21 protein-coding genes are annotated in these 22300 nt (G+C 72.7%); 11 read left to right on the top strand and 10 right to left on the bottom strand.

What is annotated here, in order from left to right; genetic code table 11:
• Positions 1-123 precede the first annotated feature (123 nt).
• On the top strand, positions 124-1200 hold the full coding sequence (locus tag OHS33_RS31645; protein WP_330333834.1) for a S66 family peptidase: 1077 nt from the start codon (positions 124-126) through the stop codon (positions 1198-1200).
• Here OHS33_RS31645 and OHS33_RS31640 read toward each other — a convergent pair.
• The gene (locus OHS33_RS31640) at positions 1194-1994 is read right to left on the bottom strand and encodes a TetR/AcrR family transcriptional regulator (RefSeq protein ID WP_330333833.1); all 801 of its coding nucleotides are present in this window, start codon (positions 1992-1994) and stop codon (positions 1194-1196) included. The two genes, OHS33_RS31645 and OHS33_RS31640, sit on opposite strands and share 7 nt — an antisense overlap.
• A gap of 159 nt (positions 1995-2153) precedes the next feature.
• Between OHS33_RS31640 and OHS33_RS31635 the strand changes: the two genes are divergently transcribed.
• Positions 2154-3251, top strand: a complete 1098-nt coding sequence (locus OHS33_RS31635) for an FAD-dependent oxidoreductase (RefSeq protein ID WP_330333832.1) — start codon at positions 2154-2156, stop codon at positions 3249-3251.
• Between the two features lie 197 nt (positions 3252-3448).
• Positions 3449-4066, top strand: coding sequence for a DUF3995 domain-containing protein (locus OHS33_RS31630; protein WP_330333831.1), 618 nt, complete (start codon positions 3449-3451; stop codon positions 4064-4066).
• Between the two features lie 180 nt (positions 4067-4246).
• Here OHS33_RS31630 and OHS33_RS31625 read toward each other — a convergent pair whose 3' ends face one another.
• Together OHS33_RS31625 and OHS33_RS31620 are read right to left on the bottom strand one after the other, a co-directional pair.
• Positions 4247-6427, bottom strand: coding sequence for a putative bifunctional diguanylate cyclase/phosphodiesterase (locus OHS33_RS31625; protein ID WP_330335283.1), 2181 nt, complete (start codon positions 6425-6427; stop codon positions 4247-4249).
• Positions 6428-6582: 155 nt separating this feature from the next.
• Positions 6583-7404, bottom strand: a complete 822-nt coding sequence (locus tag OHS33_RS31620) for an SAM-dependent methyltransferase (protein WP_330333830.1) — start codon at positions 7402-7404, stop codon at positions 6583-6585.
• A 582-nt stretch (positions 7405-7986) separates the two neighbouring features.
• On the opposite strand from OHS33_RS31620, the gene OHS33_RS31615 reads away from it, so the two are divergent.
• From OHS33_RS31615 to OHS33_RS31600, 4 genes are all read left to right on the top strand, one after another.
• Positions 7987-8319 carry a hypothetical protein gene (locus tag OHS33_RS31615; protein WP_330333829.1) on the top strand — a complete coding sequence of 111 codons (333 nt, stop codon included), beginning with the start codon at positions 7987-7989 and terminating at the stop codon, positions 8317-8319.
• Positions 8285-8410 carry a hypothetical protein gene (locus OHS33_RS31610; protein ID WP_330333828.1) on the top strand — a complete coding sequence of 42 codons (126 nt, stop codon included), beginning with the start codon at positions 8285-8287 and terminating at the stop codon, positions 8408-8410. The genes OHS33_RS31615 and OHS33_RS31610 overlap by 35 nt, the downstream gene beginning before the upstream one ends.
• 84 nt (positions 8411-8494) lie before the next feature.
• A complete protein-coding gene (locus tag OHS33_RS31605; protein ID WP_330333827.1) occupies positions 8495-9268 on the top strand; it encodes a bestrophin-like domain in 774 nt (257 codons plus the stop codon).
• 215 nt (positions 9269-9483) lie between these two features.
• Entirely contained in the window at positions 9484-10014 is a 531-nt protein-coding gene (locus OHS33_RS31600) for a hypothetical protein (protein ID WP_330333826.1), read from the top strand.
• 109 nt (positions 10015-10123) lie between these two features.
• Here OHS33_RS31600 and OHS33_RS31595 read toward each other — a convergent pair whose 3' ends face one another.
• Positions 10124-10660, bottom strand: a complete 537-nt coding sequence (locus tag OHS33_RS31595; RefSeq protein WP_330333825.1) for a hypothetical protein — start codon at positions 10658-10660, stop codon at positions 10124-10126.
• A gap of 391 nt (positions 10661-11051) precedes the next feature.
• Between OHS33_RS31595 and OHS33_RS31590 the strand changes: the two genes are divergently transcribed.
• Positions 11052-11780 carry a class F sortase gene (locus OHS33_RS31590; RefSeq protein ID WP_330333824.1) on the top strand — a complete coding sequence of 243 codons (729 nt, stop codon included), beginning with the start codon at positions 11052-11054 and terminating at the stop codon, positions 11778-11780.
• A gap of 55 nt (positions 11781-11835) precedes the next feature.
• Here the strand turns inward: OHS33_RS31590 and OHS33_RS31585 are convergent, their stop codons facing one another.
• Both OHS33_RS31585 and lysX read right to left on the bottom strand, forming a co-directional pair.
• The gene (locus tag OHS33_RS31585; protein WP_330333823.1) at positions 11836-12720 is read right to left on the bottom strand and encodes a polysaccharide deacetylase family protein; all 885 of its coding nucleotides are present in this window, start codon (positions 12718-12720) and stop codon (positions 11836-11838) included.
• 71 nt (positions 12721-12791) lie between these two features.
• Complete coding sequence (gene lysX, locus OHS33_RS31580) at positions 12792-16091, bottom strand: bifunctional lysylphosphatidylglycerol synthetase/lysine--tRNA ligase LysX (RefSeq protein WP_330333822.1); 3300 nt, start codon at positions 16089-16091, stop codon at positions 12792-12794.
• A gap of 60 nt (positions 16092-16151) precedes the next feature.
• Between lysX and OHS33_RS31575 the strand changes: the two genes are divergently transcribed.
• Positions 16152-16613, top strand: a complete 462-nt coding sequence (locus OHS33_RS31575) for a universal stress protein (RefSeq protein WP_330333821.1) — start codon at positions 16152-16154, stop codon at positions 16611-16613.
• Between the two features lie 66 nt (positions 16614-16679).
• Here OHS33_RS31575 and OHS33_RS31570 read toward each other — a convergent pair whose 3' ends face one another.
• Positions 16680-17921: a CapA family protein gene (locus OHS33_RS31570; RefSeq protein ID WP_330333820.1), complete on the bottom strand. Its 1242-nt coding sequence runs from the start codon at positions 17919-17921 to the stop codon at positions 16680-16682.
• 294 nt (positions 17922-18215) lie between these two features.
• Between OHS33_RS31570 and OHS33_RS31565 the strand changes: the two genes are divergently transcribed.
• Together OHS33_RS31565 and OHS33_RS31560 are read left to right on the top strand one after the other, a co-directional pair.
• Positions 18216-18755 (top strand): sigma-70 family RNA polymerase sigma factor, encoded by a 540-nt coding sequence (locus OHS33_RS31565; RefSeq protein ID WP_330333819.1) that lies wholly within the window; start codon positions 18216-18218, stop codon positions 18753-18755.
• A gap of 227 nt (positions 18756-18982) precedes the next feature.
• Complete coding sequence (locus OHS33_RS31560; RefSeq protein WP_330333818.1) at positions 18983-19483, top strand: hypothetical protein; 501 nt, start codon at positions 18983-18985, stop codon at positions 19481-19483.
• 50 nt (positions 19484-19533) lie between these two features.
• Here the strand turns inward: OHS33_RS31560 and OHS33_RS31555 are convergent, their stop codons facing one another.
• The 3 genes from OHS33_RS31555 to OHS33_RS31545 all read right to left on the bottom strand — a co-directional run bounded on the left by OHS33_RS31555 (position 19534) and on the right by OHS33_RS31545 (position 22269).
• Complete coding sequence (locus tag OHS33_RS31555) at positions 19534-19950, bottom strand: hypothetical protein (protein ID WP_330333817.1); 417 nt, start codon at positions 19948-19950, stop codon at positions 19534-19536.
• Positions 19951-20134: 184 nt separating this feature from the next.
• Positions 20135-20998, bottom strand: a complete 864-nt coding sequence (locus tag OHS33_RS31550) for an Fpg/Nei family DNA glycosylase (protein ID WP_330333816.1) — start codon at positions 20996-20998, stop codon at positions 20135-20137.
• Between the two features lie 20 nt (positions 20999-21018).
• Complete coding sequence (locus OHS33_RS31545; protein ID WP_330333815.1) at positions 21019-22269, bottom strand: hypothetical protein; 1251 nt, start codon at positions 22267-22269, stop codon at positions 21019-21021.
• Positions 22270-22300: the final 31 nt, after the last annotated feature.

The raw sequence follows: 22300 nt of genomic DNA, 5'->3' as shown, positions 1-22300 counted from the left end.
CCTGGTGGACTGAGGCGGATCCTGGTGGACTGAGGCGAATCCCGGTGGGCCGAGGCGGGGGCCGGGCGGCGGTCAGGGGAAATCGGGCTGCCCGGGGCCGGATCGCGCCCGTAGTGTCCCCGCATGAGCACCCCTTCACGTCCGATTGCCGAGCCACCCGTTCCGTCGTATCCGCCCAAGCCCGCACCGGGCGACCGCATCGCCGTCATCTCCCCCTCCTCCGGCCTGCCGGGGATCCTTCCGCTCCCCTACGAGTTGGGGCTGGCGCGGCTGCGGGAGGAGTTCGCGCTGGAGCCGGTGGAGTATCCGGCGACCCGGAAGATGGGCTCCACACCCCGGGAGCGCGCCGACGACATCCACGCCGCGTTCGCCGATCCGACCGCCAAGGCGGTGATGGCGAGCATCGGGGGCGATGACCAGCTCACCGTCCTGCCGCTGCTGGACCGGGAGTTGATCCGCGCCCACCCGAAGCCGTTCTTCGGGTTCAGCGACAACACCTGCCTGCTGCTCTTCCTGCGGAACCTCGGCATCGTGGCCTACCACGGCGCCTGCGTGATGACCGAGCTCGGGCGGCCGTACGCGCTCCACCCGGTGACCGCCGCTTCGATCCGGGCGGCCCTTTTCACCTCCGGCCCCCATGAACTCCGGCCCGCCGCACGCTTCCGGGACACCGACCGCGACTGGGCCGATCCCGCCACCTTCGAGGCCGAGCCCGAGGACCGTGCCGGGGCCGGCTGGATCTGGCACCGGCCGGACCGAGTGGCCGAGGGGCGGGCGTGGGGCGGCAATCTGGAGATCCTCTCCTGGCTGCTGATGGCCGACCGGGAGGTCGCGGCGGCGCCGGAGGCGGCCGAGGGCGGCGTGCTGTTCCTGGAGACGTCCGAGGAAATGCCCCGGGCGGAGGAGGTGTTCCGGATCCTGCGCTGCATGGGTGAGCGCGGACTGCTCGCCCGGTTCTCCGCTCTGATGATGGGCCGCGCGAAGGCGTGGTCCTTCGACCAGCCCCACGACATCGAGGGCAGGCTGCGGTACGCCGAGGAGCAGCGGGAGGCCGTACTGCGGGCGCTGAAGACCTACGCCCCGGACCTGATGGCCGTCTTCGACGTGGACTTGGGGCACACGGATCCCCAGGTGGTGATTCCGTACGGCGGGGTCGTGCGGGTGGACGGCCCCGCACGGCGGATCACCGTGACCTACTGATCCGTTCCGGAGGGGGTGGAGGTCGGGGCGGGGGTCGGGGCGGGGGTCGGGGCGAGCGGGGTGCGGCCGGGCAGGGTGCGGTTCAGCCCCTCGGCCAGCATGGCGAAGGCCGCGTCGGCATCGGCCACCGCGGCCGGGAGCGCCTCGGCCGCGCTCTGCCCGGCGTCCATGCGGAGCCAGTTCGCGCGCCCCAGCTCACGGCGGGCGGTCACCAGATACAGGGCGGCCAGCCGGGCCGGGAGCGACGGCGCCCCTACCGCTCCCGTCGCCACTGGTCCCGCTTCCACTTCCGCTTGCACTGCTCCTCGTGATTCCGCTTCCGTCTCCGCCTCCGCCTCCGCCGCCAGTACGGCGGCGAGCAGTTCCACCTCGCGCGCCGTGTAGTTGGCCAGGCGCGCTTCGAGGCTCGCGGTCGAGTAGAGCAGCCGCTGGAAGACGACGACGTTCGGGTGATCGCAGAGGCCGGTGATCGGGTCGTGGGCGGCGAGGCCCGCGATGAAGTGGGCGTGCAGGGCTTCGACCGGCGTCTGCCCGGCGGGCCGCTCGCGCACGACACGTGCCGCCTCGTCCTGGTGATCGGCGAAGCGGTCCAGCAGCAGGTCCTCCTTGCTCGGGTAGTACCGGAACAGGGTGGGCTTGGAGACCTCCGCGGCGGCGGCGACGTCCGCGACCGAGACGGCGTCGAAGCCGCGCTCCAGGAACAGCTCCAGCGCGGTCGCGGCGAGCAGCTGCCGCGTGCGCTGCTTCTTGGCCTCGCGCAGACCGGTCGCTTGGGGGGCACTCGTGTTGTCCATGCCCACAGGCTAGCAGATATTTCGCAACCAAGTTATTTTTGTGACCGGGTTGCTTTTTCTGCGAACGGCCGCTTCACTGGAGTCACGCCGACAGCAGCGACCAGACCGACGAAGGAATCTCCGATGACGGACGTAGTGGACGTAGCAGATGTAGCGGACGTGGCAGACACAGCGGACGCGGCAGACGCAGTGGACGTACTGATCGTGGGCTCCGGGCCGACGGGCCTCACCCTCGCCTGTGACCTGGTCCGCCGGGGCGCCCGGGTAAGGGTGATCGACCGGCGGTCCACACCGCACCGAGAGTCGCGTGGCAAGAGCCTGCACCTCGGCAGCCTCGAAATCTTCGAGACCCTCGGGGTCGCCGATCGGATGACCTCCACGGGCGGCACCGGCCTGGTCTTCCGCAAGTACTTCGACGGGGAGCACATCAACGACACCCCCCGCGACGGCTCCTCGGTCTTCATAGGCCAATGGCAGATCGAGGAGATCCTGCGCGACCGGCTGGCCGAGTCCGGTGTCCTGGTCGAATACGACGCCGAAGTCGAGGCCGTGGGCCAGGACGCCGCCGGGGCGTGGGCGACCCTCACGGACGGGCGGACGCTGCGGGCCGCCTATCTGGCCGGCTGCGACGGGGGAGGCTCCACCGTCCGCAAAATGCTGGGCATCCGCTTCGACGGACGCACCGACGACGAGCAGGCGATGGTCATCGGAGACGTGACGGCGGCCGGGCTGAGCCGGGACCACTGGCACCAGTGGTTCACCTCGGACGGCGGGGCGATGATGCTCTGCCCGATACCGGGGACGGAGGTCTTCCAGTTGCAGGCCTCACCGGAGACGGACCACCGGGGCGAGCGGGTGGCCCCTTCCCTCGAAAGCTTCCAGCGGCTCTTCGACCGGCACGCCCGGATGCCGGGGATCCGGCTGGCCGAGGTGACGTGGGCCTCGGCCTGGCGGGTCAACGTGCGGATGGCCGACCGGATGCGGCAGGGCCGCTGCTTCCTCGCCGGAGACGCGGCACACGTCCACCCGATAGCCGGCGGGCTCGGCATGAACACCGGCATCCAGGACGCCGCCACCCTCGCCCGTGTCCTCGGCGCCGCCCTGGCGGACCCCGGCGCGGAGCACATCCTGGAGACCTACGAAGCCGAACGGCTCCCGGCCGCGGCCCACTTGCTGGCCGACACCTCCGCCCGCCAGGCACGCGTCCTGGCAGCCGTCCGCGAGCCCGGCCGCGGCATCGAAGCGGGGCTCGACTGACCCCGTACCGCCGGACCGAACCCGAACCCCGACCCGTTTCTGGAGCTCGGAGGCGCGGCGCCTGATTCCCGACCTGGCCGACCAGGACGGCGCCCGGTCGGTGGCGGTGGCGCGTCGAGGGGCACTCCCCCGTGCGGGGGAGCCTGATCGTTCGCGGGGACGACGCCCTGTCGTCGGGGCTCGGCGACGGTGGAGTCGTGACGACGATCGAGCATTCATTGGACAGGCCGGTACGTCCGGCCACGAGCCGGCCGCTCCGCCTCCGTATGGGCAGGTGGCCCGGGTTTGCCGCTGGGGCGTGGGGAGTTCTGTTCGCGGTACCCAGTTTCATCTGGGCTCTGGGCAGCACCTTCGGCGCGCGGTCCACGGTGGCTCCGTCGCTGGTGAAGCTTGCCGAGGACCGGGTGACGTGGTTCCTGGCCGTCTTGTGGGTGACCGGTTTGCTGAAGCTCTTCGGGGCGTTGGTCGGCATCGGCCTGACGCGGCGCCGCGGCACGTGGACGGGCCGGCTCACGGTGTTCTGTGGCGCCGGCGCGACGGTGCTCCTCATCTGGCACGGCTGCCTGTTCGTCGTCCACGGGGTGCTGGTGGAGGCCGGAGCACGCGTCGTCGCGCCGGATCTGGCCGGGCTGACCCACTGGTACCTCTACCTGTGGGGACCCTGGTTCATCACCGGCGGCCTGGCCTTCGCCGCGGCCACCACCCGCTATGTCCGCCGATACGACGCCCGACCCGAGGTGCGGCTCTACGGCTGCGCGGGGGCCCTGGGCGCGCTGTTCCTGTCCGTTGCCTCGGTCGTCACCGGGATCGGCTGACCGCCTAGGGCGTGTTTTAAAAGTAGCGCCGGGCGCCCGGAGGGCGCGGCCCGCGGCGTCTGGCGCCGTGCATCGCAAGGCGGAGGATCGCCCGCCTACTGGACGTAATCGGGCGTTCCGACAACGCAGCGAGGCGCGGTGCCAGGCGTCGCGGGCCAGGCGGAACTTTTAAAACACGCCCTAGCCCGGGGTGGGGACGGCGTCGCGGAGGGAGAGGGCGTGGATGCGGTCGGGGGCGCCGGGGCGGGCGTAGTACCAGCCTTGGGCCGTGTCGCAGCCGAGGGCGCGGAGTTGGGCCGCCTGGACGCCGGTTTCTACTCCCTCGACCGTCACGGCCAGTTCGAGGCTGTGGGCCAGGGCGACGATGCCCTCCACGATCTTCACGTCGACCGGGTTCGCGGGTTCCTGCTGCATGCCCTGCGTGAAGGAGCGGTCCAGTTTCAGGACGCTCACCGGGAGACGGCGCAGGTTCGCCAGGTTCGAGTAGCCGGTGCCGAAGTCGTCGAGGGCGATGTCCACGCCGAGCGCGGCGAGCCGCCGCAGCGGTTCGAGGAGTTCGTCATCGGCGCCGATCAGGGCCGACTCGGTGACCTCCAGGCACAGCGCGCCGGGGGCCAGGCCGGAGTTCTCCAGCACCGCCACCGTGTCGGCGACCAGGCCGGGGTGGTGGAGCTGGGTCGGTGAGAGGTTGACGTTGATGCGCAGGGCGGAACCGCCGTGTTCGCGCTGCCAGTTGCGGGCCTGGCGGACCGCCTCTTCCAGGACCCAGCGGCCGAGCGGCACGATCAGGCCGGTCCGTTCGGCGAGCGGGATGAACCGGTCCGGTCCGAGCACCCCGTACTGCGGGTGCGACCAGCGCACCAGGGCCTCGGCACCGTGCACGCTGCCGTCGTGCATGTGCACCAGCGGCTGGTACTCGATGAAGAACTCACCGCGTTCCAGGGCGGCGGGCAGCGCGTTGGTCAGGCCGTGCCGGGTGATCGCCCGGGCGTCCGCCTCCTCGTCGGCGAACTCGAAGCGGTTGCCCCCGGCCGCCTTCGCCCGGTACATCGTGATGTCGGCGCTGCGCAGCACCTCGGCCGCGGTCCGCGAGCCCGCCGGACCCTCCACGATGCCGATGCTGCCCCGGACCGTCAGCTCGCGGCCCTCCAGGCGGATCGGGGTGGCGAGGACGGACAGGATCCGCATCGCCAGGTCGGTCACCTTCTCCTCGGTCTCCGGTCCGGTGGTCAGCGCCACGAACTCGTCGCCGCCCAGCCGGGCGACGACCTCCCCGGGCCCGGTGGCGCAGCTCTGCAGCCGGTCCGCGACCTCCACCAGCAGCCGGTCGCCCGCCGAGTGGCCGAGGCTGTCGTTGACCGTCTTGAAGCCGTCCAGGTCGAGGTAGCACAGGCCGAAGCGGGCGCCCCCCGCCCCGCCCAGTGCCTTCTCCAACCGTTCGAAGAAGAGGGTCCGGTTGGGCAGTCCGGTCAGTGCGTCGTGGGTGGCCTCGTAGCGCAGCCGCAGGTTCAGCAGCCGCCGTTCGGTGGTGTCCTCCATCAGGGCCAGCTGGTACTGCGGCGTGCCCTCGGCGTCCCGCAGCAGGGACACCGTCAGGTTCGTCCACAGGACGGTCCCGTCGTGCCGGTAGTACGGCTTCTCCACGCGGTAGCTCTCGCGTTCGCCGCGCACCAGCTCCCCGTACATCCGCCACACGTGGGGGGTGTCGTCCGGGTGGCTCCACTCGTTCACGTTGCGGCTGCGGACGTGCCCCTCCAGGCCGCCGAACATCTGCAGCAGCGTGTCATTGACCTCCAGGACGTTGCCCTGGAGGTCCGCGATGCCGATGCCGATCGCCGCGCCTTCGAAGACCGCGCGGAAGCGCGCCTCGCTGGCGTGCAGGGCCTGCTGGGCGTCGATCCGGGCGGTCAGCGCGGACCGGGCGATGGCCTCCTGCTCCTTGAGCGTGCGCTCCCGCAGCGCCCGGGCGAAGCCCGCCGCGATCCCGTGCTGGAGCCGGGCGCACCGGGCCCGGTACTCCTCGGACTCGTCCACCCCGCTGCCGTCCGGGCCGCAGTACAGGACAAGGTAGGCCTCGACCACGCCGAGGGTGCCCGCCAGTGCCTCGGGGTCGGTGCAGTGCACGGCGACGAGTTCGGTGCCGACGCGCTGGCCGACGGACGCGTCGAAGGGCCGGGCGTGCAGGGCCTCGGCCAGGGTGCGGGCGAGCGGCACGAGATGGCGTTCGAACTCCACCCGGGTGAGCGAGGTGGCGGTGACCGGGAAGATGGCCCGGCTCCAGATGGTCGCGAACCGCCCGATGCGGTCCTCCGGATCGGCGGGCAGCCCCGCGGCCGGTGCGGTCGGCGCCGCCGCCGTCACCGCACGGGGAGCCGCCGTCGCGGGAACGGGAACGGACGCAGGAACGGGAACGGGCGCCGGTACGGATGCGGGTGCGGGCGCGGGTACGCCCGCACCCGGCGCGGCCGTCGCCGGTGCCACCGCGTCCGCCTGCCCCGCCGTCTGTGCCGGGAGTCTCACGCCTTGCGTCCCACGCCCGCGAAGCCCGAGAAGGCGTACGGATCTTCCTGGACCTCGCCGTCCTGCGGGCCTTCCGGCCGCCACTCGGGCATGGAGACGAGCCCGGGCTCCACCCACTCCAACCCGTCGAAGAAGCCCGCGATCTCCGCACCGCTGCGCATGACCAGCGGGTTGCGGATGTCCCGGTAGACGCCGACGGCCCCGCCCGCGACCTCCTCCGCGACCGGAACCCCCTCGTACGAGGCGTGCGTGAGGACCAGCAGGCTGCCGGGGGCCAGCGCGTCGCGCAGCTCGGCGACGGCGGCGTACGGCTCGTCCGCGTCCTCCAGGAAGTGCAGGACCGCGACCAGGAGCAGGGCCACCGGCCGGTTCAGGTCGAGCAGCCCGGTCACCTCGGGGCTCGCCAGGATGTCCGCCGGCTTGCGCAGGTCGGCGGCGGCGATGCCGGTGCGTTCGGTGCCGGCCAGGACGGCCTGGCTGTGCGCGACGGCGACCGGGTCGTGGTCGACGTACACGACGCGGGCCTCGTCGCTGGCGGCCTGGGCGATCTCGTGGACGTTGCCGAAGGTCGGGATGCCGGACCCGATGTCGAGGAACTGGGTGACGCCCTGGGAGACGGCGTACCGGACGGCGCGGCGCATGAATGCCCGGTTGGCCTGCATGATCTTGGGGAGCCCCGGGATGAATTCCATGGCCCGGCGGGCGGCCTGGCGGTCGACCTCGAAATTGTGGGAGCCGCCGAGGTAGTAATCGTAGATGCGGGACACGCTCGGCACCGATATGTCGATGCCTGGCGGGGCCCAGGCGGGTCGCTCCATCGGGGTCTCCAAGCGTAGTCCGTCGGTGTCCGGGCGTCTCGGACAGCTGTCCGAGCCGAATGTACTGATCATTGCCCAACGGAGCGAGCGAAAGCGGAAATTGGCGGTCCGTTCTTCGTCACACACCAAACACACCAGGAGCCCCGTCCGCCGGGAATGATCGAAACCGACAAATACCTTTTGGGAATTGATCGACGCTCGATCGGACACCACCGTCCAGTGGCTCAAACCTCTACGGTCCCAACTCCGCCCGTTCGGAGGAACGGAGGCTGGTGCGGGAGTGCCGGAGGGCACGCGGCCCCATGCTCCCCGGGTGAACAGACCCTGTGCCCGGCGCCTGCTGGCGGTCCCGGTGCTGGTGTGGGCGGCGCTGTCCGCCACACCCGCCGTGGCCGATAGCCGCGCCCACGCGATGCCCGGCCCGGACGACGGCAGGACCGTCGTCGAGCTGGTCGCGGCAGCCCGGAGCGAGAGCCTCCGCGGTGGTGGCGGGGGTTCCCGGGGTGGCGGACATCACGACGACGACCACGACGGCCACGGCGGGAACCACTGCGGCCACCACGGCGGGCACCACTGCCTGCCGTGGCCCCCGCCCTGTCCGCCACCCCCGCCCCCGCCCCCGCCCCCGCCGTGCCCGACGCCCACCCCTGCTCCGACGCCCACACCGACACCGCCGAAACCCGAACCCACGCCCACGCCGCCCCCGAAGCCCACCCCGCCCGCGCCTCCCGCGCCGGCGCCCGAGCCCCCGCCGCCACCGCCCGCGCCCCCGAAACCGGCGCCGCCCGCGCCCCGGGTGTACCGGGCTCCCGCGCCGCCGCCCCCGCCCGCGCCGCCGCCTCCGCCGGCCCCGGTGGTGGCGCCGCCCGCGAAGAAGCCGGTGCCCAGGCCCGCTTACCACGCGCAGGCCCGTAAACCGGTGGCGCACCACATCTCACCGGTCACCTTCACCCTGCTCACGGCGGCCCCCGCCGTGCTCGCCATCGTCGCGCTGCGCTCGCGCTGACCCCGGCCCGGTGCGTTGACCGTTTCTTCGGCCCGCTGTGTCGGCCCTCTTCGTTGACCCGATTCGTTTCTTGTGGGAGTTGCCTTGTCGGAATGGCTCGTCCTGTCCCTCGCGATGGCAGCGGCCTGCGCCGTCGTCTTAACCATCGCTTTCTTCAACCACCGGCGGATCGGTGAGGACGACGATCCCAACGAGACCCCCGACGTCATCGAGTACATGACGATGATGATCGGGGTGATCTACGCGATCGTGCTGGGCCTGGCGATCGCGGGTGTCTGGGAGGGCCGCGGGGCCGCCCAGGAGTACGTGCGCCAGGAGGCCCAGGCGCTGCACGAGGTGAGCATCCGCTCCGAGGTCTATCCCGCGCCGGTGCGCACCAAGATCCGCGCCGACGTCGACGCCTACGTGTCCCTGGTGGTCACGAAGGAGTGGAAGGAGATGGCCGACAGCGGGGACGTCTCGGACGAGGGCGGCAAGCTGCTCGACCGGATCCGCCGGGACGTGACCGACTACACGCCGCAGACCGACCACGAGGGGCAGGCCTACCAGCCGCTGGTGGACCAGGTCGGGGCCGTGGACGACGCCCGCAGCGCGCGGCTGCAGAGCGCCGGGGCCACCATGCCGGGGGTGGTCTGGTTCGGCCTGATCGCGGGAGCGCTGGTGACCGTGGGGCTGATCTTCACCTTGCAGATCCGGCGGTCCTTCCGGGAGATGCTGCTCGCCGGGCTGTTCAGCGCGCTGATCGCGTTCCTGCTGTTCCTCATCTGGGACTTCGACGCGCCGTTCAGCCGGGGGGTCTCGGCCACGGCCGAGCCGTTCTTCCAGCAGTTCCCGCACCTGGGGCTCGGCGGCGACTGATCCGGCGGCGCGGCGCCGAAGGCCCACCCGCCCGGGGTTCCGGCAAACCGGGGGCGGGCCCTCCGTCCCCGGTTCGGCGTACCGGGATGCCCCATTCGCCCGTTCCTGATCGCGGGTCACCGCGGGCGCACCTAGCGTGGCGGACATCGAGGCGCACGACCCCCCACGTGCGGAAACCGTTCCGCAGCTGCTCCTCGGGGATCCGGAGAAGAACCATGGGCGCGATACGTACGTCAGTCACCGCTCTCCTCGTCGCCGGGGCCGCGGGCACCGTCCTCGCGCTCGGTGCGTCCTGCGCCGTCGCGGCGGGGGCCCAGCCGGTCACCTCGTTCGGGTTCGCCGTCGCCCCCTCGACGGTCGCGCCCGGCGGTTCGGTCGTGCTCTCGGTCACCGGCTGTACGGCGGCGAGCACCACCGTCTCCTCCGGCATCTTCGACACCGTGAGCGTGCCGAAGGGCAAGACCGTACGGGTCACGGTGGACCGGGACGCCCGGCGCGGGGCCCGTTACTCCGTCAACTTCACCTGCAACAACGAGACCGGTTCCACCGATCTCACCATCGCGGGCGGGACGAGCACCCCCACCACGAGGTCCACAGCCGCGTCGCGCGGTGTGCGCGGCGGTCTCGGTGGCAGCGTCGCCGGGATGGACACGGGCGAACTGGCCGCGGGCGCGGGTCTCCTCCTGGCCGCGGCCGCCGGGACCGGGTACGCGGTCCGGCGCCGTACGAACGCCCGCGGGCACTGAGCCCCGTATCGACTGTCGACCATCGACCGCCGGTCGCCCCGAGTCCTGGCCAGGACTCGGGGCGACCGGCGGTTCACGGGCTGCTGGGCACGACCGGGGAGGCTGCCGGTCAGACCCGCCCGTGGACCGGGCGGCGGCGGCGCATCACGTGGATGCCCGCGCCGAGGGCGGCCGTGCCCACGAGGCCCGCGCCGATGGCGGTCTCGGTGGCGGACGGGCCGATGGAGCCGCCGAGTCCGCCCTGCGCGCCCCGGCCCTCCAGGATCCGGAAGCGCTGGGTGGCGACGAGGCTGTTGTCGTGGCACTTGACCGAGAGGTTCTGGTCCCCGGTCCGGGCGTTGTGCCGGATGTGCACGGTGGCGAAGGCCGGGGACCCGCCCGACAGGTTCGCCTGCTCGAAGTTGCCGGGCGACCAGACCGTGCCGCCGCGGGTGCAGCCCTCCGCCTTGACCTCCATCGAGGCGCCCGGGTGCACCGAGTACGGGGAGACCGAGACGTTTCTCGGCCCGCCGCCGGGCCCGCCGCCGCCGGGTCCGCCGGCCGGGCCGCCGGCCGGCTCGTTGCTGCTCGCACTGGCGAACGGAGTGGCGAGTCCGACGACGGCGATGACCGCCGCGGTCATGGTGAGAGCGCGAGAAGCACGCATGATGGAACCTCCAGCGGGAAGCGCCCCGGAGCGGTGGTCGCCCGGGATCATCGACGAGAACGCCTCCCATGACGAACCCTCGGCCCGGTCCGCAACCAGCGCATTTCCGCCTTTGGGCCGCCCGGTTGAGCGACACGCCGAGGCGACGGGGGCTCATCTGACGGATCCGCAGGTCACGACCCGTCAGGCATTTATGTGACGATTACCTGGATGGGCGCATCCCGTACGGCCCCCCGCCCCGGCCCGGCCGGGGTCCGCCACCCGTTCGCGCCTCCCCCCTCGCCGTCCTGCGCGCACAGCCTTAGCGTGCGTGAAGCAGGGCGTACGAAGCAGTGCATGTGGGGTGGGAACGGAACGCGGGTCGGGACCCCCGCGTCGGGAAGGGAGAACCATGGGCTGGGACGAGACCGTTCCGTCGCGAAGACGCTCACCGTGGGGAGTGCTCGCCCTCGTCATGCTCACCGGCCTCGCCATGGTCCGGAACGGGGCGGAGTTCGAGGACGGACCGCCCCAGCCGGCCGCCGCGGCGGCCGTCGGGGTGCGCCCCGGGCAGCCGCAGCCCGCGCCGAGCACGCCCGTAACGGGGCAGGTGCCGGAGCAGCAGCCGGACCAGACGGCGCAGCAGCTGCCGGAGCAGCCGCCCGGGCCGCCGCCGGAGCCGCTGGAGCACTCCTCGGTGCAGCGGGTGCGGATCCCGTCGATCAAGGTGGACGCGCCGGTGATGACGGTCGGGCTGGACGCGGAGGGCTGGATCGACGCCCCGCCGCCGCAGGACCCGAACCTGGCGGGCTGGTACCTCAACGGCATCTCGCCCGGCCAGCGGGGCTCGGCGGTGATCGTGGGGCACGTGGACAACGCGAAGGGCCCGGCGGTCTTCTACGGGCTGGGCGCGCTGCAGAAGGGCAACCGGATCGAGGTGCAGCGCTACGACGGGCGCACGGCGGTGTTCGAGGTGTACGGCGTGGAGGTCTTCGCCAAGGACTCCTTCCCCGGAGCCCGGGTGTACGGGGACACCGGCCAGCCGGAACTCCGGGTGATCACCTGTGGCGGCGGTTATTCGAAGGCCCGCGGCTACGACGGCAACGTGGTCGTCTTCGCCCGGATGGTGGAGACGCGCTGAGCCGGCGCCCGCACCGGGCCGGCCGGGCCCGCGGTCCCGCTGAGGGAACGTATCTTCAGTGGGACCGCAGGCCCGGCAGGGTCATCCGGTAGCCGCGGGCCAGGAGTTGGGGCAGGTATTCGCCCAGCGCCTGGACGCTCTGCGTCCGGTTGCCGCCCGCGTCGTGCGAGAGCACGATCACCCCGGGAGCGGCCCCCTTGAGCACCCGCGAGACGATCGTGGGGGTGCCCGGCTCGGTCCAGTCCAGCGTGTCCACGGTCCAGGCGAGCGGCTCCATCCCCAGCTCCGCGCCGATCTCGAAGGCGGCCCGGTTCCACGCGCCGTACGGCGCCCGGAACCACTGCGGCGCCTCCCCCGTGACCTGCTGTACGACCTCGCTCGTGCGGCCGATCTCGGAGGCGAGGCCGGGCCGGGTGAGCGTCGGGATGAGCGGGTGGGTCCAGGTGTGGTTGCCGATGACGTGCCCCTCGTCGGCCATCCGCCGGATCAGGTCCCGGTTGTCGGTGGCCATCTCCCCGCAGACGAAGAACATCGCGCGGACCCCGTACCGGGCGAGGGTGTCCAGGATCCCGGGGGTGTAGCGGGGGTCGGGGCCGTCGTCGAAGGTGAGCACCATCTGGCTGCCGACGGCCGGGGCGCCGGGCGCGCCGGAGAGTTCCAGGATGGGACGGGTGCGGACGGCGGGCTTGGCCCGCTGGTACCGGGGCGGCGCGTCGGCGGTCATCGGGCTCAGCCGGTACGCGTTCGAGGGCGCGCCCTGCCGGTTCGGCGCGGGGGCTCCGGGCGCCCCCGCGCCGCCACCCGCGCCGGGAGCGCCGGGCCGGGCGGGATCCGCGGCCTCCTCCTCGCCGAGCAGGCCGGAGGCCGCGGCGGCGATTCCGAGGAAGACGGCGGAACGCAGGAGCACGCGTCGCCCTACTGTCGGCTCGTCAGTTTTCATTACTACTACGTATCAACGACACCGCCGCGGAGGGCCGGAGACGCGGACGCGCCACCGGCGCCCTCACCCGATCAGCTCTGGCGCACCAGCGGGAACGGAAGCGTCTCGCGGATCGTCAGACCGGTGAGGAACATGACGAGCCGGTCCACCCCGATGCCCAGCCCGCCGGTGGGCGGCATGGCGTACTCCAGCGCGTCCAGGAAGTCGTTGTCGATCTCCATCGCCTCCGGGTCGCCGCCCGCCGCCAGCAGCGACTGGGCGGTGAGCCTGCGCCGCTGCTCGACCGGGTCGGTCAGCTCCGAGTAGGCGGTGCCCAGCTCGGTGCCGAAGGCGACCAGGTCCCAGCGCTCCGCGAGCCGGGGGTCCTTGCGGTGCTGGCGGGTGAGCGGCGAGACGTCCGTCGGGAAGTCCTTGTAGAAGGTGGGGAGCAGGGTCCGCTCCTCGACCAGCCGCTCGTACATCTCCAGGACCACGTCACCGCGGGTGTTCTCCGGGGTGTGCGGCACTCCGGCACGGTCGCAGTGGCGGCGCAGCGTCTCCTCCCCGGTGTCCGCGTCCACCTCTTCGCCGAGCGCCTCGCTGATCGCCCCGTACATCGTCTTCACGGGCCAGGCGCCGGAGATGTCGTGGACGACGAGCGTCCCGTCGGGTCCCGCCTTGTGCGCGATCGGGGAGCCGAAGGCGGCGGTCGCGGCGCCCTGGATCAGTTCCCGGGTCAGGTCGAGCATGACGTCGTAGTCGGCGAAGGCCTGGTAGGCCTCCAGCATCGTGAACTCGGGGTTGTGCTTGTAGGAGACCCCTTCGTTGCGGAAGGTGCGGCCCATCTCGAAGACCTTCTCCATCCCGCCGACGCACAGCCGCTTGAGGTACAGCTCGGGCGCGATGCGCAGGTAGAGGTCCATGTCGTAGGCGTTGATGTGGGTGCGGAACGGGCGGGCGTTGGCGCCGCCGTGGATCTGCTGGAGCATCGGGGTCTCGACCTCCAGGTAGCCGCGCTCCAGCAGTCCCTGGCGCAGTGCCTGCACGGCGGTCGAGCGGGCCCGTACGACCTCGCGCGCCTCGGGGCTGGCCACCAGGTCCAGGTAGCGCCGCCGGACCCGGGCCTCGGGGTCGGCCAGGCCCTTGCGCTTGTCGGGCAGCGGGCGCAGGCACTTGCCGGTGAGCTGCCAGGAGCCCACGACGACGGAGAGTTCGCCGTTGCGGCTGCTGCCGATCTCGCCGCTCGCGACGACGTGGTCACCGAAGTCCACCTGGGTGGTGAAGGTGCCGAGCACCTCGGTCCCGGCCTCGTCGCGGGTGAACATCAGCTGGACGTCCCCGGTCCAGTCGCGGAGCACCGCGAAGACCACCCCGCCGAGGTCGCGCACGACCATCACGCGTCCGGCGACGGTGACCTGTTCGCCGGTGCGGGCGCCGGGCGGGTAGCCGGGGTGCGCGGCACGCAGCTGCGCCACGGTGTGGGTGCGCTGGCGGATGCCGACCGGGTAGGGGTCGGTGCCGCCGGCCCGGATCCGCTCCAGTTTGCGGTGCCGGACCCGGACCTGTTCGGGCAGCTTCTCGGCGCTGTCCCGGGTGTCCTCGCCCACGGTGTCGAGGTTCAGGGAGGCGATCGAGGGCAGCCCCGCGGTGGTGGCGGGGGCCGTCACCCCCTTGGGGTGCCCGTTGCCCCACAGGGTGCGCAGGCTCGGTACGGAGACGAACCCCTCGGCGATGCCGGAGGCCAGGCTGACCCGGGCGAGGGAGCCCGCGTCCTGGTAGCAGAGGAAGCGCGGGTACCACTCGGGGCCGTATTTGACGTTCGACCGGTACAGGGCCTCCAGCTGCCACCACTTGGAGAAGAACAGCAGGAGCTTGCGCCACAGCTTCAGGATGGGGCCCGCGCCGATCCGGCCGCCCTCCTCGAAGGCGGAGCGGAAGACGGCGAAGTTGAGGGAGATCCGGCGGACGCCCAGTTTCGGGGCGGCCGCGCACAGTTCGGCGACCATGAACTCCATGACGCCGTTGGGCGCGGCGCGGTCACGGCGCATCAGGTCGAGGGAGATGCCGTCCTTGCCCCAGGGGACGAAGGACAGCAGGGCGATGAGTTCGCCCTGTGCGTCGAAGGCCTCGACGAGCAGGCAGTCCCCGTCGGTGGGGTCGCCGAGCCGGTCCAGCGCCATGGAGAAGCCGCGCTCGGTCTCGGTGTCGCGCCACTTGTCCGCGCGGTCGACGATCCGCTGCATCTCCTCCTCGGTGAGGGCGGAGTGGCGGCGGATGACGGTGGAGGCGCCGGTGCGCCGGACCCGGTTGACGGCCTGGCGGGTGACGCGCATGTCGCGGCCGTCGAGGTCGAAGTGGGCGACGTTCAAGATCGCCTCGTCGCCGAGCTGGAGGGCGCTGAGCCCGGAGCGGGCGAAGGCGGTCGCGCCCTCCTCGGAGGCTCCCATCACGGCGGGCTGCCAGCCGTGGCGGCGGGCCACGGCGAGCCAGGAGTCGATGGCCGGGGTCCAGGCGCCGGGGTCGCCGACCGGGTCGCCGCTGGCCAGGCAGACGCCCGCCTCGACGCGGTAGGTGACGGCGGCCTTGCCGCTGGGGGCGAAGACGACGGCCTTGTCGCGGCGGGTGGCGAAGTAGCCGAGGGAGTCATTGCGGCCGTAGGCGCCGAGCAGGGCCCGGATGCGCGGTTCCTCGTCGCCGTGCAGGGCGGCGGTCATGCGCTGGGAGCGGAAGAGGGTGGAGGCGGCGTTCAGCAGGGCGACGGCGCCGAAGAGGCCGAGCAGGAAGTAGAGGGGCCGGGGCGGGTGGCCGTCGAACTGGCGGGCTGAGAAGAGCCCGCCGAAGACCTGTTTGGCGGCCCAGTCCAGCCGCTGCCCCTCCGGCAGGCTGCCGGGGAAGATCGCGACGAGCCCCCAGCCGACGAAGACGGCGGCGAGCAGCCCGAGGCCGAGGACGAGCAGGGCGCGCCACAGGGCGCCGGGCCGGGAGGCGGCGTAGAACTCCTGGCGGGCGGCGATCAGCAGGACCATCGCGGCGATGGCGATGACGCCCGAGACGATGGCGACCCAGTAGTCCCCGTCCACGAGGATGAGGACGTCGACCAGGATCAGCAGGGCCAGATAGGTGACGACGATCCACCAGGCGACCTTCTTGCGGGTGCCGAGGGCCGCGGCGAGCAGGAAGAGGAAGACGGCGTAGGCGAGGTTCTCGCTGACCGGGACGACGAACATGTCGAGGAAGCGGACCACGGGCCGCAGCAGCTTCCGCAGCGTCGGGGACAGCGCCAGTACGGCGCACACCAGGCCGAGCGTTCCGAAGAACGCGCCGAATCCGTCGGGCACCCGGTTCAGGAAGCGGTTCCGGGTCCCGCGGGTCTCCTCCACGGTGGCACTCATGGTTCGCACTGTAGGGAGGCGCGCGCCGGTCCGCGCGCCGAACGCACTAACCTCTGTGGGGTGACAGAGCACGTGAGCACGGGGTTCGAGCGGGGTACCGACGGTCCGAAGGTGATCCTCGCCGGGGTTGACGGATCCGATTCGTCACTGCGGGCGGCCGCCTACGCGGCGGGGCTGGCCCGGCGCCAGAACGCCCTCCTGGCGCTGGTCTACGTCCAGCCGGTGATCCCGGCCGGGGCGGCCATGGGCGCGCCGGTGGCCGGCACGACCGAGGAGATCGCGGAGGGGATCGTCGCCGAGATCCGGGAGTCCGCGGAGCGCCTGAAGGGCATCTTCGAGGTGCGCTGGCAGTTCCACACCTTCCGCGGGGACCCGTACGCGGGGCTGGTGAGCGCCGCCGAGGAGCTGACCGCGGACGCGGTGGTGGTCGGCGCCTCCGAGCAGGCCGGGCACCGGATCATCGGGTCCGTGGCGGTCCGGCTGGTCAAGGCGGGGCGCTGGCCGGTGACGGTGGTCCCGTAGCGGGAGGCGCCGGATGGCCGGGTCGCCGGTGGCGTCACCGCCGGCGCCGTGCCGGACCCGCCGGTGTCACTTTCCGAGCGTCAGACCGTCCTTGGCCGCGCCGCGGCTGAGCACGGCCTCGCTGATGGCCTCCTCGGCGCTCTTGTACCCCTCGTGGTCGGGGTCCTTGGCCAGGCCCGCCGGGAGGTTGACGACCCTGCCCGCCGCGAGGTCCATCATCTGCGGGACGTACTCGGCCTTGGTGACCCGCCAGGGCTGCCCGGGCGCGGCGGGGGGAGCGAAGGTGAAACGGCCGATCGAGCCGTAGTTGCCGCGCAGGTCGCGGGCGCCCTCGTCGTTGAACATCTCTCCCGCGACCTGGTCCCCCATGCCGTAGATGATCCAGGTGCCGTTGACCTTCTCGTACGCCTGCGGGATGTGCGCGTGCGTGCCGAGGATCATGTCGATGTCGGGCCGGCCGCCGCTCGTCGAGGCGGTGAGCGCCTTGCCGAGCGTGAGCTGGCGCTCGTCGGGCGCGGTCTGCCATTCGGTGCCCCAGTGCAGGCTGACCAGCACCACGTCCGCGCCCGCCTTCCGGGCCGCCCGGGCGTCGGCGACGATCTTCTCCTGTTCCATCAGGTTGACCGCCCAGGGCTGTCCTTCGGGCATCGGGTGGTCGTTGGTGTCGTAGGTGTAGGCGAGGTGCGCTACCTTGGCGCCGCCCGCCGCGTACGTCGTCACGGTGGCCGCCTCGGCGGCCGTCCGGGCCGAACCGGCGTGTTTCAGGCCCGCCTTGTCGAAGGTGTCCAGGGTCCGCTTCAGCCCGTCGGCTCCGTCGTCCAGGGTGTGGTTCGAGGCGGTCGAGCACCCGTCGTACCCGGCGTCCTTGAGTCCCTCGGCCACCTGCGGCGGGGAGACGAAGTCCGGGTATCCCGTGAAGGGACCGCCCTCCTCGCCGTAGACGGTTTCGCTGTGACAGAGCGCCAGGTCGGCGGCGGAGACCAGGTCCTTGACGCCCGAGAACATCGGTTTGAAGTCGTAGCCGCCGCCCCCGGTGGCGGCGGCGCTGATGATCGAGGTGTGCGGGAGCACGTCGCCGCTCGCGACCAGGGTGAAGCCCTTGCCGGCGGTCGGCGTGGTGCCGGGGGACGCCTTGGTCGCCGTGCTGCCCGTGCTTCCCGTGCCTCCCGTGCGCCCCGTGGTTCCTTTGGTTCCCGTGGGTCCTTTGGTCCCGCCGGTGTCCGGTGAGCCGGAGCAGCCCGCCGCGGCCGCGGCGGAGAGCAGGACGGCCGACAGGACCGCTACGGCCCGCCGCGTGCGCTTGGTCATCTGGTCCGGCTCCCATTCATAGGACAATCCGATGACCTGAATCCTTGAGTGCGGGCGTCACAAGTCAAGGAACGGCTCCGCCGGTCGCACCCGCAGTCACTCTCATGGCGGCGCCGCCCCGCCCCACGACGGCCTGCCGTTCACCGCGCCGTTCGACCGTTCACCGCCGAAGGGGGCCGCCCACCGGACGGCCCGGGTGCTTGGGCGCAGCGGCGCCACCCGATGGTTCCCGGGCGGCCCACCGCAGGTCAGGGTGGTGGTGTCGATCCGCACCCACCCCGGAAGGAGCCATCGGTGCCCCCCTCCCCCACCCTCTGCCGCACCGACCCCGAGGCGCTCGCCGCACTCCAGCGCGAGCACGGACGGGCTCTGTTCGGATTCCTCCTCGGCCTCTGCAACGGCGACGCGCAGCGCGCCGAGGACCTGGTGCAGGAAACCCTGGTGCGCGCCTGGCAGCACCCCGAGGTGCTGGAGAGCCCCCACGCCTCCATGCGGCCCTGGCTGTTCACGGTGGGGCGGCGGCTCGCGATCGACGCGCGCCGGGCCCGGCTCTCGCGCCCCCAGGAGGTCGAGCCGGAGGGCCTGGACCAGACGCCCGCGCCCCGGGACGGGGTCTCCCGCTCGGTCACCGCGATCGACGTCCGCCGGGCGGTGGGCAGTCTGGGCCCGGAACACCGCGAGGTGCTGATGCAGGTCTACTTCCGCGACCGCTCGGTCGCGGAGGCCGCCGAGGAACTCGGCATACCGGCCGGAACCGTCAAGTCCCGTACGCACTACGCGTTGCGGGCCCTGCGCAAGGGTCTCCAGGGGTACGGGTACGGGCTCGGCGCGTGAGGCCGCGCGCGGCCCCGGCCGAAGGCCCTGACCGAAGGCCCCGGCTCGCGAACTGGCCGAGAACCGCTCAAGGTATGACCGAAGTGGACGCACAGCGCATCCAATTCGCTGTTGGACCCTCCAAGTTGAGTAAACATCGCCCGTCCTGCGAGGCTCGGAGGGAAGGCTCTGACCGACGGCGGGAAGCTCGACACGCGGGAGAAGGTGGAACGGTGCAGCCCGAGGGTATGAACGGCACCAGTGACGGCGGGCTCGCGGTGCCCATGGCGTGGCTCTACGCCGAGTACATCGCGGACGAACTGCTGCGCACGGGACGGCTGATCCCGGTCAGCACCCTGGAATTCCGGGCCGGGCGGGACACCCTGGCCCTGACGATCTACCTCTCCGACGCCGCCGGTGAACTGTCCGGGATCCGGGTGGTCTCGCAGCTCGACGAGTGGCTCTCCCTGACGGCCTACGGTCATCCCTGGCGGGACTGGGTGCAGACCAGGTTCCTCCAGCTGGGCGAGGAGGCCCGGGAGCGCGGCGCGGGCGAGGATCCGGACCTGGAGCTGGCCCGGGACGCCTGGAGCTGGCTGGAGCGGACCGAACTGTTCGCCACCAACCTCGACCCGGGAGGGCACGGCCAGGAGGACGCTCCGCCGGAGCTGGACGAGAACGCCCGGGTGTGGACCCCGGCCTGGCAACTGGGCCTGCCCCTGGGGCATCTGGCGATGCACCTGTTCTGAAGGTGGGGCGAGCGGGCCGGTCGGTCGGGCCGGGTGGTCAGGCCGGGTGGTCAGGCCGGGTGGTCCGGGCTCACCGGTTCCGTGACCAGCCCGGTGAAGTCGGCCTCGTTGCGTTCGGCGCGTCCCACGTACCGGCGGGCGATCAGCCACATCACCGGGTACACCACCACCCCGAGCCCCACCCACACCAGCGGACCCGAGTCGGCGTGCGGCAGGGTGAACAGCAGGGGCAGCGTCCCGACCAGCGCCAGCAGCGCCGCGAGGGCGGCCAGCGCGGCCCTCAACTGGCTGCGCATCAAGGCGCGGACGTAGGTGGCCCCGAGCGAGGTCTGCTGGGAGATCTCCGAGCGCGCCGGAGTGTGCGCGGGCGGCCGTCCGCGCCCGCCGCGGGCCACACCGGTGACCGTCTCCCGGCGCGATCCGGGCCGGGCCGCCGGCTGCCGGGGCTGCTGCTCCTCGTCGGACATGGTCCGGCCAGTCTAGGGGGTGTCTGGTGGATCTCCGCGGCGTCGCGACGCCCGGCACGCCCTCTCGCTGCACCGGCCGAAAGCCCACGTACAACCAGTACGCGGACTCCCGGCCGGCACACCGAGAGCACGCGCCGGACGCCGCTCCTTCCCCACGGAGATCCACCAGACACCCCCTAGGCGGCTACTTCAACAGGCGGGAGAGGCGCCGGTCGGCGAGCGGCTTGCCCTGGGTCTGGCACGTGGCGCAGTACTGGAGCGAGGAGTCGGCGAAGGACACCGAGCGGATGGTGTCCCCGCACACCGGGCACGCCTCGCCGGTCCGCCCGTGCACCCGCAGCCCGCTCTTCTTCTCCGCCTTCAGGCTCCCGGCGGCCACGCCGTGCGTGCGCGCGAGCGCCTCGCGCAGGGTCGCCCGGACCGCCTCGTAGAGGTGGGACACCTCGGTCTCGTCGAGGGAGGAGGCGAGTTTGAAGGGCGACATGCGGGCATGGTGCAGGATTTCGTCGCTGTACGCGTTCCCGATCCCGGCCAGCACGCTCTGGTCGCGCAGGAACCCCTTCAACTGGCGCCGCTCGTCCGCGAGCAGCGCCGCGAACTCGGCCCTCCCGAAGCCCTCGGCCAGCGGGTCCGGTCCGAGCCGGGCGATGCCGGGGACCTCCCCCGGGTCGTGGACGACGTACACCGCGAGCCGCTTCTGGGTGCCCGCCTCGGTGAGGTCGAAGCCGCCCCCGCCCCGGAGCACGACGCGCAGCGCGAGCGGGCTCTTGCCGCCGGGCTTGGGGGGCCGCTCGGGGAAGGTGTCGTGCCAGCGCAGCCAGCCGGCCCGGGCGAGGTGGGTGACGAGGTACAGCTCGCCGATCCGCAGCGCGAGGAACTTGCCGCGGCGGCCGGTGGCTCCCGCGGGCTGCCCTTCGAGGGCGGTGAGCGGAGGATCGTAGGTCTTGAGCATGCTCACATTGAGCGGGAGGACGCGCTCCACCACCCGCCCGGTCAGGTGCTCGTCGAGGAACTCCCTCAGGGCCTCGACCTCCGGCAGCTCCGGCACCCTCCCAGGGTGCCGGGCCCTCAGCCGAAACGCGAGCCGGGGACCGGTCCCGGTGAGCCCATGTGGTCGCGGGCGCCGCCGAGCCAGCCGGGGGCCACCGCGGCGGCGTAGGCCCGGAAGGCCTCGTCCGGGTCGGCCGGGGTCTCCCCGTCGCCCTCGTCCGGCTCGGTGTCGGCGCCGATGATCTCGCGGGCGATGTCCGCCTCGGGGCGCTCGTCCGCGGGCCGGTCGCCGTGCGCCGCCCAGGGGGCGATGACGTACTGGCACAGGAGCCCGCTGGAGTCGGCGCTCACCGGCGGCGGGTCGGTCCAGCAGGTGAGGTGTTCGTGCAGGACCTGGCCGGTGGCCCGGGTGCGCAGGGTGCGCACCACGTCGGGGTCGCAGGCGTTCAGGTCGTAGGCGACGACGACCGTGTCCCCGCGGTCCGGTGCGTAGGGCACGACGGGCAGCCCGAGCACCCCGGCGGCGGCCAGGCCGAGGATCCGGTCGGCGCGGCCGGGGAGCAGCGAGACCGTCGTCGGGCGCTGCCCGGCGGCGGCCAGGGCGAGCGCGAGGCGGTCGAGGCCGCGCCGGGCCAGGGCGTGGCTGTCGCCGAGGAAGGCGTAGCGGCCGGTCATCCCCGCGCCGTAGCCGTACGGGGACAGCGTGCCCAGCAGTGCGCCGGTGAGCGCGAAGTGCCAGCCGCGCAGGTCCCGGCCGTCGAGCGGACCGGCCGCGCGGGCCAGTTCGGCGCGGCCCAGCATGCGACGCTGGCGCCCGTGGGCGCCGAGCCAGGTCTCGTCCTCGGGGGCGGGCAGCCGGATCGCGGCGGCGCGGGCGCCCTCGAAGTCCCCCGCGCACAGGGTGTTGTGGACCAGCAGGTAGGTCTCGGGCCAGGCGGGCAGGCGCTCGCCCCGCGCGGCGAGCAGGGCGGCGGCCTCGGCGTGCCGGTGACCGTCTTCGAGGGCGGAGACCAGTTCGGCGAGGAGCTTGCGGGAATCGGGCAGCAGCGCGAGCGCGTGGCGCAGCGGGGCGACGGCGAGGAAGGACACGCCGCGCTCCACGCAGGCGTAGCCGAAGTCGTAGAGCGCCTGGGGGTCCCGGGGGTTCTTGGCGGCGGTCTTCGCGGCCCGGGCGAGGTCGGCGAATCCGGCGGCGTCGGCGAGTTCCCGGGTGGCCTTGGCGAGATCGGCGGGTGAGGCGGTCTCGGCGTGGGGCCGCAGGGCCCGGAGCGCTCCGGGCAGATCTCCGGCCTTCAGCGACCGGCGGACGTCGTGCGTGGCGGTAGTCATCGCGTCGATCCTGCGTCACCGCCGCCGGGCG

The sequence above is a fragment of the Streptomyces sp. NBC_00536 genome, assembly GCF_036346295.1.
In the GTDB taxonomy this organism is placed as follows: Bacteria; Actinomycetota; Actinomycetes; order Streptomycetales; family Streptomycetaceae; genus Streptomyces.
This window is presented reverse-complemented; position numbering and strand designations above follow the sequence as displayed.